The following is a 12,889-nucleotide window of genomic DNA, read 5'->3' on the forward strand; positions in this document are numbered from 1 at the left end:
AGGATACAAGGTGACAAAAGCAATGCCCACTCAGAACAAGCCCTCCCTGCCGGTCATCAAGCGGCTGCCAAAGTATTACCGTTATCTGGGCGAGATGGAAAAAGAGGGCGTGACCAAGGTCTCCTCTTCCGAACTGGCGCGGGTGATGGGAACGACGGCTTCCCAAGTGCGGCAGGATTTCAACTGCTTTGGCGGCTTCGGCCAACAGGGCATCGGCTACAATGTCAAGCTGCTGCACGAAGAACTCGGCAAACTGATCTTTGCGCGCCATCCCGTGCCCACGATCCTCATCGGCGCGGGCAACCTGGGGCATGCGATGGCAAACTATTTCCGCCAGGACACCCAGGGCTTTGAACTGCTGGCCGCCTTTGACGTGAAGCCGGAGATGATCGGCCTGACCCTGTGCGGGGTGGCGATCCGGGATATGGCGGAGCTGGAATCCTACTGCGCCGAGCACAAGCCAAAGGTCGCAGTCATCTGCGTGCCCCGCGAGGCGGCAAAGCAGGTGGCCCAAAAGCTGATCGACCTGGGGATCCGCGCTTTCTGGAATTTCAGCCACTATGATTTTTCCATTGAGTACCCCGACATCATCGTGGAAAACGTGCATCTGGGCGACAGCCTAGCCACGCTGAGCTACGAGGTGAACAACAATTTGTGACGGCGTCACGGCACGCCGCGGCGGCCTTGGTTTTTGACAGGGCCGCCTTTTTATTCCGGCCGCGTCCAGGCGGCAAAAGGAGGGTCTTTACAGATGGCAAAACTCTTTTTTCGATATGGGGCGATGAACAGCGGCAAGTCCACCGCGCTGATGCAGGCGGCCCACAACTATGAAGAGCGCGGCATGCGGGTACTGGTGCTCAAACCCCGGGTGGACACCCGGGGCGGCGGCCGCATCGTGAGCCGGCTGGGGGTCAGCCGCACGGCCGACCTGCTGGTGATCCCTGAGATGGACCTGCTGGCGGAGGTCCGCCGGGACATTGCCCAAAACGGCGCGCTTGCCTGCGTGCTGGTGGACGAGAGCCAGTTTTTGCGCCGCGCCCAGGTGGACCAGCTGATGGCGGTGACGGTGGAGCTGGAAGTCCCGGTGCTCGCCTATGGGCTGCGCGCCGACTTTGCCACCCGGGGCTTTGAGGGCAGCACCCGCCTGCTGGAACTGGCGCACACCATTGAAGAGATGAAAACCATCTGCGCCTGCGGCCGCAAGGCGGTGTTCAACGCGCGCAGAGTAAACGGCGAATACGTGTTTGAGGGCGACCAGATCGTCATCGACGAGGGCGACGCGGTGGAATATGAATCCCTCTGCGCCAGCTGCTACTATGCGGCGCGAAAAAAAGCGCTGGGGGGAGAACCGTAAAGCGGGGCGCGCAGCTGCCGCCCCGCCCCGTGCTTTGCCGCCGCGCGCAAAGCAAAACGGATAGACGGCGCCTTGGGGACGCCGCGTCCTTTTCCGTTGCCGTGTGCAGAAAAGCGCCGCCGGAGATTGGCCCTGGGGCCCGTCTCCGGCGGCGCTTCTTTGTAATGGAGGGCCGCAGGCTCTCCTCCGCACCCGCGGCTGCGGACGCAGAAAGGCGGGACGGTGGGGACTGATAAGATCTTCTATTTTGAAATATCGGCGGCATACCCAATACTCAAAAAATATGCTATACTCAATAAGCGCGCAAAAGTCGACTTTGTGCGTATCACTACCATGAAAGTTGGAATATGCGAATGTCTGAACTGCAAAAAATTGATTGCCACACTCATATTGTTAACCGTGAGATCTACTCGCAATATTGCCGGTCGTCCGGATGTGGCGACTATGCCTTGGTCATGGAATTTCTGCCCCATATGGCCAAAGAAAATATGCCCGATAAATCCTGGTCTCTATGCGACGGCAGCGAACGCCTATTTCTCTGCCCCTCTGTGGATATCCATGGCGATATCCCCAAACAACTAAAAGAAATAGAAAAGAAGATGCTGGCACATCCCGGTTCCCGGGTCGTAGGGCTGAAGATCTTTCTCACCTATCAGGCGGGCAGGGCCGATGACGAAAGGATGTCACCCATTTATGATTTTGCAGAAAAACACGGGTTTTCTGTTACCTTTCATACGGGTCTGCCCTCTCTGCACCTGCCCAATGATTATGATATGGATGGTTCGAATGCCCGGTATGTAAAAAATGTGGCTCTGAAATATCCTGCGGTCAACTTTATTGTCGCCCATATGGATGACCCGCGTTATGACGCCTGCCTGCAGCTGATGCACGATGTACCGAATATGTTTACAGATTTTTCCGGCGCCTTTGAGCCGGGTACAAAAGTGGCCGAGGACGAAGAGGGAACAATAGCTGAATTCTCTCATGCCATCCACCAGTTTCCAGACAGCTATAAACAGATCATCTACGGCACGGACTTCTGTCCGCCGATACTTTTAAGCGAAATTGAAAAATACGATGATACGATCAAAAAAATATTTGAAGAAAAACAGTTTAGAGATATATATTGGCACACCCCTCTGCGTGCTTATCCCAAAGTAGCAGAATATCTGAAGAAGAAAGGCTGATCCTGATGTCCCGAATAAAATTGCCAAACATCGTACGATTTTTCAGATCGTTTACAAAGCTGGAGTCCTGTTACATGGCTTTCGTCATTGTCGTAGCGCTTGGAATGGTGATACTGTTCCCCGAACTTATGCTGACAAATACCAGCAGCACCTTATTGCTGTCTTGCTCGGTCATCAACGTGATCGCCAATCCAATGTGTGAGATCATGGTATCAAAACAGTTTCGCGGCAACTTTATATTCGATATATTTGCCATTGAACTGACCTATATCATCCTGGCCTGGAATTTGGGATGGTATACTCTTATGCTGAGCTGTATCTTCTTTTGGATCCCTGTCGATGTTTTCAGTTTTATAAAATGGAGCAAAAATATAGACCGCGAGGACGAAAACATCACAGTGGTCAAGCGCTTATCCTGGAGAAAGTCGTTTGTACTTTTGACCATTGTGGTAATTTTCAGCATTGTTATGGGCAGCATCATGTCCAGCATCCCCGGCTCTCAGGACTCTTACCTGGAAGCTTTCGCTACCGCTATGGGGATGGTGAACGGGGTATTGCTCATGCTGCGCTACAGTGAACACTGGTATGCATGGATCATCACCACCACTTTATATCTGGTGATGGATATTTCCGCCGGCGCCTATGGCCTTTTGATTGACGATTTTGCCATGTTGGCGGTGACCTTTTACGGCGTATATAAATGGTTCACCTATACCAAAGTACACAATACGATCCAGGATAAGATCGTGTTTTAGTTAAAGAAAGGCAGCGCATCGCCCATTTCCATTGGTTTGCGGTCTGCCGTTATCGATGCACATAACGGTCATCTTCTCACCGGCGAAGTCCAGCAGACCGCCGAGGACCTGGGAGACGTTTTTGACAGAATTCTTACTCACGCCTGAGAGTGTGGTCAAAAGTGTGGTCTCTGCAGATTTTTACAGGCATAAAAAAAGCTCCCGGAATGACTTTAAAAGTCATTCTGGGAGCTTTTTCACTTTGGTGCGGATGAAGGGACTTGAACCCATATGAAGTTGCCCTCACTAGAACCTGAATCTAGCGCGTCTGCCAATTCCGCCACATCCGCATGTGGTCGTTTGTGAGAGGTTTCTCTCTCGGCGACGTTATTTATTTTACCAAAGGCAACTCAAAATGTCAACAGTAAATTCCAAAATTTTTAAATTTTTTGAAAGACGATTTTGCCGGCTCCTTTGCGCGTTTGCAGGAGAGGTAAAACCGGCGGCCGCGATCCGGCCGCCGATCGCTTTTTCAGGACGCGTGCAGCGCTTGACCGGCCCAACATCTCAGCACCGCCGCGCTGCCCGGGGGAAAGGCGGCCTGCGCTCCCCGTCAAAAACAGTTCGCTTTTGCGGCAGCGGCGGCCAGAACCACCTTTTTCCTATGTCCCTCTGTTGCCCCCTGGGCTTATCCCGCCGCAGGCAGTGTCTTTCCCACGCGGCGGTGTTTTCTTCGCGTTTTTTGGCGTGCCTGTTTTTCTCTCAGCCGTTCGTCATGCCCGCGCAGCCAGAGCACCGTGTCATGGACTGTTTCGCGCAGGTCCCGCGGGCGGTATCCCAGTTCGGCCGTCGCCTTGTCATGGCTGAAGCGGTCGTTGCTGGACAGCGTATAAAGGGAATACCGGGTGTACAGCGGCCGCCTGCCACGCCGGCGTGCGTACCATTCCAACAAAGGTGCGGCTGCGCGCGCCAGCCAGAGCGGCAGCACGGGCAGACGCCGTGCCCCGCCCTCGCGCCGCGCCATGTCCAGCACCTCGCGCACCGCATAGTGCCGCCCGGAAAGGATATAGCACTCTCCCCTGCGGCCCCGGCGCGCCGCCGCGAGACAGCCTTCCGCCACGTCCCGCACATCCACGAAGTCATATCCTCCGCGCACACAGGTGGGCAGCCGCCCGCCCAGATAATCCGCGACCATCTGCACCAGATGATTGCCTTTTGCCGCATACGGCCCCAGGATGCCCGAGGGGTGGACCACCACCGCATCCACATCTTCAGTCGCCAGCACGGCGCAGGTGGCCTCCGCTTTGGTCTTGGCATAACCGCCCACCACCGCGTCCGCCGAAAAGTTTCTTGTCTCGGCGATCACGCCCAGAGGATCTCCCTCCGGGATGGCATGCACCGAGCTGACGTGCACCAGGCGCGCCACCCGGTATTTTTCACACAACTGCAGGATGTTCTTCGTCCCCTGCACATTGACCTGTTCCATCGCCTCGGTCACCCGGTCGGAAGAAATATCCACCACCCCCGCCGTGTGGAACACGATCACCCGCCGTCCCTCGGCGCCGCTGAACAGCGCCTGCAAACTCTGTGGGTCCAGCACGTCCCCGTGGCAATAGGTCGTTCCGTCCCCCTGTGGGGGCTGCTCGCCCGGCAGTACCAGACCCCGCACTTCTTCCCCCTGCGCGCGCAGCAAACGGACGATCGAGCCCCCCAAATGGCCTGTGGCGCCGGTCACGATATAAAGTTCATTCATCTTTTTCATCTCCAATTTCCGACACCATGTTGTTTTACTTACCCCTCTGTATTATAATATAAACAGGCATACTGATACAACGAACACTCTGCCGCCTGATGCCCGGCAAACCGACACAAACCACAGACTTTGTGGGAAAGCGAGGCCTGTTTTGAAAAAATTAACAAATGACCACCGCACCCGCGTGACCCGGATGCTCATCCGCCGCGCGCTGATGTCCCTGCTTGCGCAAAAACCGATCCAGAGCATTTCGGTGAAAGAGCTCTGCGAGCTGGCGGGGATCAACCGCAGCACCTTTTACGCCCACTACACCGACCTGCACGACCTGCTGCAGCAGATCGAGGACGAGATGTTCGCCGACTTCGAAAAGGCGCTGGAGACCCTGTATCAGCCGGGCACGGCAGGTCCCGAGCCGGTGGCCGTCACCACCGAGGTCTTTCAGTGTCTCAAGGACAACTCCGACCTGTGCACCGTCACCCTCAGCGATTACGGGGACAAAGCTTTCGCGCTCAAGCTGCTGCAGCGCGGGCGGGAGTGCTGTGTGGAAAATTATCTGCAGTATTTCAAGGGCGCCTCACCGCGGCAGGTGGAATATTACTACGCCTTTGTCAGCGCGGGCTGCATCGGGCTGCTGCGGCGCTGGCTGGACGACGGCATGCTGCTGCCCGCAGGCGAACTGGCCGAGATGGCGGAAAACATCATGATGCGCGGCCTTTCCTTTCTGCAGGAGGAGCGCTGAGGGACCCGCGCAGTCCTGACGGCGCGCTTTTCCTCCGCAAAAAACGGATGCGCCCTTGGGGACAGGCGTTTTTTTGCACTCCGGCTTTCCGGGAAAGGCACCAGGATCTCGGGGAAAGCAGCGGGGCGAAGCTCCTGTTTTCCGCTCCCCGGCCTCCCGGAAAAGAGGTCGGCCGCGGCATACGCAAAAAGATAGGGACAGAGGTCTTGACTTTTACTTATGACAATTGTAATATAAACACAAAAAGCAATTACATTTGTCATAGATAAAAGGAGGGATGTTCTGTGAGATCACCCATCGCCCATCTGCCGGACTCTGAACTGGCGGTCATGCAGGTGTTTTGGAGGGCCGGGAAACCGCTTACCCGCCCTGAGATCGACGCGGGGCTGGCCGGACAGAAAAACTGGACGGTGAGCACGGTCGTGGCGCTGCTGATCCGCCTGGAAAACCGGGGCTTCGTCTCCCATGAAAAGCAGGGACGCGGCTATCTTTACCGCCCTCTTGTCACACAGGAAGAGTACCTTGCGGCCGAGAGCAAAACGCTGCTGGGGACCCTTTACGGCGGCGATCCAAAAAATTTTATCGCAGCGCTGTACGGCGGCGGCGCGCTGAGCGGCGAAGATATCCGCGAGCTGCAGGAATATCTGGACAGAGCAAAGCGGGGTGATGGGTGATGACGCAGCTGTTCCTGGCTTTTGCCCGCACCGGCCTGTCCACCGGCGCGCTTGTCCTGTTTTTTGCCCTGCTGACCCCCCTGATGCGCAAAAAATATACCGCGGGCCTGCGCCGCGCGGTCTGGCTGCTGCTGGCCGTGCGGCTGCTGCTGCCGTTCTCACTTTTCCCGGCGTTTCTGTTCCCCGGCAAAGAAGCCCCTGTGCAGATCGAGCTGCCCGCAGCTGTCGCCGAGACGGTGGCCCCTCTGCGGCACCCCGGCGACGAAGCCGCTTTGGACCTGGGACAGCCACCTTCGGAGGTAGGCCACGCTCTCCCTGCCGGCGAGGCCCACCCGGAAAATGCCGATGCCGCAGCTGGCGGGCAGCCGGGCGCTGTGCCCCCTCCAGGCTCCCCGCAGGCGGAAAACAGCGGCGCCCTGCCGGCGCTGCTGCCGCAAAAGCCTGCCTCCCCCGTCCCCGCGCCGCTCTCGCCGCTGGGGATCGCGGCCCTGGTGTGGTGCTGCGGTATGTTGCTGTTTTTGCTGGATCAGCTGCTGCGCTACGCCCTGTGGCGGCGGCAGCTGCGCCGCTGGGATCTGCCGCTCTCCCCCAAGCTGGAACAGGCGGTGGACCGCGCGGCCCAGGTCGTGCGGCTGCGCCGCCCGCCGCCCGCTTTCGGCAACGACCGCATCCACACCCCGATGCTGACCGGGCTTCTGCGCCCGGTACTGCTGGTGCCGCCCCAACTGGCGGAGGACCCCGGCCTGCCGCTGATGCTGCGCCACGAGCTGACCCACGCGCTGCACCGCGATCTGTTTTGGAAAGGGCTGCTGCTGGCGGTCCGGGCGCTGCACTGGTATCATCCGGCGGTCTGGCTGCTCTGCCGCGAAGCGGAGCAGGATATCGAGTACGCCTGCGACGAGGCGGTACTGCGCCGCAGCAGCCCCCTCACCCGCGCAGCCTATGGCGGCGCTCTGCTGGCTGTGGCCGGCATGAACGCGCGCGTCCCGGCTTTGACCACCCATTTTTCCGCAGGCGGCAGGTCGATGAAACGCCGTCTGGAGGCGCTTTTTTCTCAGCAGGGCAAGCGGCGCGGCGGCGCGCTTTTCCTGTGTGCAGCGCTGCTGACCGGTCTGCTGGGCGGCATGGTGGGCTGCGGGGTGGAGGAAGAGACTGCTCCGCTGTCCTCCTCGGCATCCTCTCTCTCCGATCTGCCCCTCTCTGCACCCACGGATGCCGAACCGTCTTTTTCTTACTACGCTTCCACCGAACAGGGACTTTTCCAAACCATCCCGCTGCGGGACCAGACAAATGCCCCGCTCAACCAGCTGATCTACTCTGATTTTTCCAGCGGCACGACGGGCCCGCTTTGCCCGGACCCGGACTGCGACCATCTGCATGCGGGCTGCCCCGCCCTTTTCCCCGCCACAGATATGCTTCTGATGGGGGTCGTTGCAGACCGGCTGGTGCTGGCGTACAGTTCTCAGTGGCCGCAGGATCCCTCTCTTTTGTCTGACTGTGAGTTTCCTCCTTATACGCTCTGCGTGGAGACGATGGCGCTGGACGGCTCAGATCGGCGCCCGCTTGTCACCCTGCGGCCGGTGGAGGCTGAGCCGGAAACCGGATACGCTGCGACGCATCTCTACTTCCCCTATACGTTTTCAGACGGCTCTTTTCTCTATCTGTGCGCCAGTCCCTCTTTTGCTCAGCCTGGCCATGCGCTTTTTACACTGTTGAGGGTCTCTCTTTCCACCGGGGAGACGGAACCGCTGCAGGACGTGTTTGAACCATGCCTTGGAGTCTATTCCGGCCATCTGCTTTTGGGCGGTATCGACTGGCAGCGGGGCGAACTTCGCCTTGAGGCCGTACCGCTGGAGGGGGGCATGCGGCGCCAGGTCTACTGCGACTACTACGGACAGGACAGCGGCTATTTTCGGGACGGCAGCACCCTTTACCTCACCAATTCCGCTCTGGGCACCCTCAAAAAATTTGACCTCCTCACCGGGGAGGAAACGCTGATCACCGACCAGCTGCCGCCCCTGCCGGATAGAGCCTCTCAACGATGCTATTTGCCTACTCAGGTCATCGATCAAAAGCTGCTGTTTTCTGTCTCATTCGATGATAGTTCCAGCCTCTCCCTAAATATCAAGCGCTGGGCTGTAGACCTTGAGACCGGTAAAGTCAGTGAGTTCGTTTTTCTTCCGCCTGAACAGAGCCATATGGAGCCTTTCTGGCACCAAACCATTTTCGCCGCAACTGCAGATGCGCTCTGTTACTCCGTACCCGAAGAAAGTGGCTTCTCTTCCCATCTGGTCCTTGCCGACAAGGCCTCTTTCTGGGCCGGCGAGCCCCAGCTGCGTTACCTGGCAAATGCGCCGGGCAAGTAAATTCGACATCGCGCCGGTTTTGTGTTAAACTTTTTAGGTCAGCACTGCGCTGTCCTGACTGCCTCACACGCCGGAAAACGGGAGAGCCTGCCCGTATCGGGGCGTTTGCGGAGGATGGTGCCGTGCTGCCCTGGCCGACACGGCAAAACACAGCAACGGAGGGATGCGGCATGGCGTTCACCCTGCCTTTTTATCACGAGCCCGACTTCACCCAGCCACGGCTGGAAAATGCGCCGGACGCGGCGCTGGCCCCCGCCCCGCGGGACGGCATCGCGCCGGCAAACTACCATTCCACCAGTATGTACCCGGAATACTTCAAACTTGGCGGCCGCTGGCTGCTGGCCGAAGAGAGCCGGATGGACTGCACCGCGGTCTTTCAGGACGGGGAGGTCCGCATCGTGGAGTTCCGCAACCTGAAACAGGGCGACCTGGTGGTCACCGGCCGCAGCGAAGACGGCAGCGAGGGCATTTATCTCTGGACCGGCGGTTTTGAGGAGGAGGGCGACGCCCGGGACGCTTTCGCCTTTCGCCAGGGACGCTCGCGGGAGACCGGGTACACCCGCGACTACAACGAGCTGGTGGAGCTGCTGCGCCATGAAAGGCAGCACGGCAATATCCTCTGGGTGATGGGCCCAGCCTGCGCCTTTGACGCGGGCGCGCGCAAAGCCTTTGCCGCGCTGGTGCGGGCCGGCTATGTAAACGGCCTGATGGCAGGCAACGCCCTTGCCACCCACGACATGGAGGCCAGCTATCTGGGCACCGCGCTGGGCAGCGACATCTACACCCAGCAGCCCCGCGAAAACGGCCATTACAACCATTTGGACACCATCAACAAGGTGCGGGAGTGTGGTTCCATCCCCGCCTTTGTCCGGGCCGGGCATGTCACCGACGGCATCATGTATGAATGTGTGCAGAACAGCGTGCCCTTTGTGCTGGTGGGTTCTGTGCGGGACGACGGGCCGCTGCCCGAGGTCTGCGGCAATGTCTATGAGGGGCAGAATGCGATGCGCGCGCTGGTGCGCAGCGCCACCACCGTCATCTGCATGGCCACCACCCTGCACACCATTGCCACGGGCAACATGACCCCCAGCTATCGGCTGGTCGGCGGCACGGTGCGCCCGCTCTATTTCTATTCCATCGACGTCTCCGAGTTCTCGGTGAACAAGCTGCGGGACCGCGGCAGCCTGTCGGTGCGTACCATCGTGACCAATGTGCAGGACTTTGTGGGCAAACTGGCCGGTGCCCTGGGCGCCGTGTGATCCGGCGCGCGAAAGTGCTTTTTGTGCTTTTTTATTGTTCCTCCGCCGGGGCAAGCAAAAGAGGGTGCCCCAGCGAAACGGCCCCCAAATAGCCCTGTTGCCTGTTCTCAGGCCGAGGCGAATAGAAATAATTTGTTTTTTATTGCAAAGCAATAAAAAACAATACCGACACAGACCAACGCACCTGAAAAGGGGCCAGCGCCCCCTCTTTCAGGTGCGTTTTTTATCAGCTTTTTGTCTGCACAGCGTTTTCTCTGCCGCCCGCGCTGCCGGTTTCCGGCACTGTCCGCTCTTTTTTCAGCCTCCCCGCCGAACCGGGAGGAGGCTCTCATTCCATATCCCCTCCGCCCTCTGGCCTTTTTTCGGTCCTGACCCGCGTCAGTTTTCGCATCTCCCGGCGCAGAAAGTTCTGCGCCGCCGCAAAATGACTGCAACTTTTTTGCGGCCCGGCCGCACGATAGAAGTGAAGGCGGTGAAATAAATGGTCGACCACGCATCCATCACCTTTTTTGAGCAGCTGTACGAAGACACCTATGCCTCTGCCGTTCTCTTTGTCACCCGCCGCTGCGGCGACCCGGCCCAGATCCCCGATATCCTGCAGGAGACCTATGCCGAGGTCTACCGTGTGCTGCTGCGCAAGGGGCGCGCCTATTTTAAAAACCCACAGGCCCTGGTGCTGCACATTGCCAAGACCCGTCTGCACCGATACTACTCCTGGAAAGAGCGCCTGCGCTGTCTGGTCCCCCTGTTCTGCGGCACGCCGCAAGACGAAGAGGAGTATGAAAACCTGCAGATCGATCTGGACGAGCGCTCGGTGGAAGAGCAGTCGGAGGACCGGGCCCAGCTGGCGGCCATCCTGGACTGTGTGCGGCGCAAACCGCCCCTCACCCAAAAGATCTTTTATCTGTACTATTATCTGGACCTGACCACGCATCAAATCGCGCTGGAGCTGGGGATGAACGAATCGACGGTCAAGAGCAGGCTTTACCGCACAGTTGCTGAACTGAGAAAACTTTACGGAAAGGACGGAACAGAAAATGACTGAAAGGGAACTGTTCAAGCGGGCGATAGACGAAAACTTTCTCGACAAAGACGCGATCTTTGCCCACGCCCTCCGCTCTGTGCCCGTCCCTTGCGCAGCATCAGGAGGTATCCACATGAAAAAAAGAATTTCCGCCCTGCTGATCGCCGCCGTGGCGATCTGTCTGGCCGCCGGCACCGTGCTGGCCGCCAACTATCTGCTCACCGCCGGCGAGGCCGCGGCGGAGCTTTCCGGCAGCGCGGTGGCCCGCGCATTTGAGGGCCAGGACGCGCTGTCCGTCAACGAGGCGCGTACCGCCGGCGGGTATCGGGTCACTTTTCTCGGCGTCGCTTCCGGCGCGGCGCTGGAGGACGCCGCCGGCGCCGGGACCGACCGCAGCAAGACCTATTCCGTAGTCGGCATCGAACGCGCCGACGGCACGGCCCTGCCCGAGGACGCCTTTGCGGAAGAAAGCTTTTTCGTCTCCCCGCTGGTCAAAGGCCTGGACCCCGCAAAATACAATATCGCCACCATGAACGGCTCTTATGTGGAAAAAGTGATCGACGGCGTGCTGTACCGCATGACCGAATGCGACAATGTGGAGATCTTTGCCGACCGCGGCCTTTATCTCTGCGTACAGCAGGGAACGTTTTACGACACGGACGCGTATCTGTGGGATCAGGACACCGGGGCGATCACCCCAAACCCCGCTTATGAAAAGCTGAATCTCCTGTTTGATCTGCCGGTGGACGCCGGTCTGGCCGACCCGCAGAAAGCCCAGGCTTATCTGGACGGCATGTGGCAGGAGCCGCAGCCGGATCTGCCGGAAAGCGAAGAAGAGCGGGCCGCCTGGAAAGCGATCGCCGAATATGAGGACAAGAGCGCCGACGAGCTGGTGGCCGCCGGCAGGCCTGTGAGCGGCTCCGCCCTCACGCTGCGGAGGAATGAAAATGGGGATTATCTGGAAAACGGGGCCACAACGCCCACGGTCCTGGCAGAGCAGGCCGCAGGCTATCAGCCCGGCGACCGCTGGGTATACAGCTTTGGCGCAGGCGGCGCGGACGGCATCGTTACGGTCCAGGCCACGATCTGCACCTTGAACGGCGACGGTACCCTCACCCTGGAAACCTATCTTTTGGATTGACAGCCCGCTGCAGAGGGATCCTGTTCCCGCTTTCTCCCCGCTGGCGTTTCTGCCCTGCATCCTCTGTAAGCGCCGCGCATCCCCCTTTGCCTGCGGGCCAGTACTGCAAGTTCGCCTGCGGCAAGTTTTGAGAACTTTTCTCTTCCGCTTTGCCCTAAGTGCTCCGCCCCCCTTTTTCCTGCCGGTCGGTGCTGCAAGCTCGTCCGCGGCAAACTTCGAGAGCTCTTTCTTTCACTGCCGCCCGCGCCGGCGTGCGGCCGGGTAACGCGCTTTTCCATAGACTGAAAAAAGGTGCTTCGGCTTTTGTCGAGGCACCTTTTCGTCTTTTTCTCTTTCATCCGTTTGCACAGTGGGCCGATCAAACAGTCCTCCCCCGCCCCTCGGGCTGTTCCCGACTATATGGCCTTGCCTGCGCCCCAAGCGGCACAGGACGCCGTGGGCTTTTCTCCGCGCCCGCTCATTCAAATACGAAGATGTCCTCTATCGGCGCCTGTACCGCGCGCGCGATGTCGATGGCAAGCTTCAGCGAGGGGTTGTAGCGTCCCGCTTCCAACCGCACGATCGTCTCCCGCCGCACATCCACCTGTTCGGCCAGATCTTCCTGCGTCAGGCCCGCCAGCAGCCGATATTTTTTGAGATAGCTGGTAAAGCTCCCCAT

The 12,889-nt window shown here is 59.0% G+C and carries 12 protein-coding genes and 1 tRNA gene; 10 read left to right on the top strand and 3 right to left on the bottom strand.

Annotated elements, in window-relative coordinates; all coding sequences use genetic code 11:
• Positions 1-22 precede the first annotated feature (22 nt).
• The 4 genes from H8S23_RS02015 to pnuC all read left to right on the top strand — a co-directional run bounded on the left by H8S23_RS02015 (position 23) and on the right by pnuC (position 3,296).
• Positions 23-658, top strand: coding sequence for a redox-sensing transcriptional repressor Rex (locus H8S23_RS02015; protein WP_186886637.1), 636 nt, complete (start codon positions 23-25; stop codon positions 656-658).
• 93 nt (positions 659-751) lie between these two features.
• A complete protein-coding gene (locus H8S23_RS02020) occupies positions 752-1,354 on the top strand; it encodes a thymidine kinase (RefSeq protein WP_186886638.1) in 603 nt (200 codons plus the stop codon).
• Between the two features lie 353 nt (positions 1,355-1,707).
• Positions 1,708-2,541 (top strand): amidohydrolase family protein, encoded by an 834-nt coding sequence (locus tag H8S23_RS02025; protein WP_186886639.1) that lies wholly within the window; start codon positions 1,708-1,710, stop codon positions 2,539-2,541.
• A gap of 128 nt (positions 2,542-2,669) precedes the next feature.
• Positions 2,670-3,296, top strand: a complete 627-nt coding sequence (pnuC, locus tag H8S23_RS02030; RefSeq protein WP_279289054.1) for a nicotinamide riboside transporter PnuC — start codon at positions 2,670-2,672, stop codon at positions 3,294-3,296.
• A gap of 242 nt (positions 3,297-3,538) precedes the next feature.
• On the opposite strand, the gene H8S23_RS02035 is transcribed toward pnuC, so the two are convergent.
• Both H8S23_RS02035 and H8S23_RS02040 read right to left on the bottom strand, forming a co-directional pair.
• Positions 3,539-3,625, bottom strand: a tRNA-Leu gene (locus tag H8S23_RS02035).
• A gap of 338 nt (positions 3,626-3,963) precedes the next feature.
• The gene (locus H8S23_RS02040) at positions 3,964-5,028 is read right to left on the bottom strand and encodes an NAD-dependent epimerase/dehydratase family protein (RefSeq protein WP_186886641.1); all 1,065 of its coding nucleotides are present in this window, start codon (positions 5,026-5,028) and stop codon (positions 3,964-3,966) included.
• Between the two features lie 151 nt (positions 5,029-5,179).
• Here H8S23_RS02040 and H8S23_RS02045 point away from each other — a divergent pair, with 151 nt between their 5' ends.
• The 6 genes from H8S23_RS02045 to H8S23_RS02070 all read left to right on the top strand — a co-directional run bounded on the left by H8S23_RS02045 (position 5,180) and on the right by H8S23_RS02070 (position 12,231).
• Positions 5,180-5,767 (top strand): TetR/AcrR family transcriptional regulator, encoded by a 588-nt coding sequence (locus tag H8S23_RS02045; protein WP_243165804.1) that lies wholly within the window; start codon positions 5,180-5,182, stop codon positions 5,765-5,767.
• Between the two features lie 284 nt (positions 5,768-6,051).
• Positions 6,052-6,441 (top strand): BlaI/MecI/CopY family transcriptional regulator, encoded by a 390-nt coding sequence (locus H8S23_RS02050; RefSeq protein WP_186886642.1) that lies wholly within the window; start codon positions 6,052-6,054, stop codon positions 6,439-6,441.
• Entirely contained in the window at positions 6,441-8,807 is a 2,367-nt protein-coding gene (locus tag H8S23_RS02055) for a M56 family metallopeptidase (RefSeq protein ID WP_186886643.1), read from the top strand. Before H8S23_RS02050 ends, H8S23_RS02055 begins: the two co-directional genes overlap by 1 nt.
• A 170-nt stretch (positions 8,808-8,977) precedes the next feature.
• On the top strand, positions 8,978-10,066 hold the full coding sequence (locus H8S23_RS02060) for a putative NPN-dependent ornithine cyclodeaminase (RefSeq protein WP_186886644.1): 1,089 nt from the start codon (positions 8,978-8,980) through the stop codon (positions 10,064-10,066).
• A gap of 481 nt (positions 10,067-10,547) precedes the next feature.
• On the top strand, positions 10,548-11,111 hold the full coding sequence (locus H8S23_RS02065; RefSeq protein ID WP_186886645.1) for an RNA polymerase sigma factor: 564 nt from the start codon (positions 10,548-10,550) through the stop codon (positions 11,109-11,111).
• A 112-nt stretch (positions 11,112-11,223) separates the two neighbouring features.
• Positions 11,224-12,231: a hypothetical protein gene (locus H8S23_RS02070; protein ID WP_186886646.1), complete on the top strand. Its 1,008-nt coding sequence runs from the start codon at positions 11,224-11,226 to the stop codon at positions 12,229-12,231.
• Positions 12,232-12,688: 457 nt separating this feature from the next.
• Here H8S23_RS02070 and H8S23_RS02075 read toward each other — a convergent pair whose 3' ends face one another.
• Entirely contained in the window at positions 12,689-12,889 is a 201-nt protein-coding gene (locus H8S23_RS02075; protein ID WP_186886647.1) for a helix-turn-helix transcriptional regulator, read from the bottom strand.

Source organism: Anaerofilum hominis (assembly GCF_014287275.1).
In the GTDB taxonomy this organism is placed as follows: domain Bacteria; phylum Bacillota; class Clostridia; order Oscillospirales; family Ruminococcaceae; genus Pygmaiobacter; species Pygmaiobacter hominis.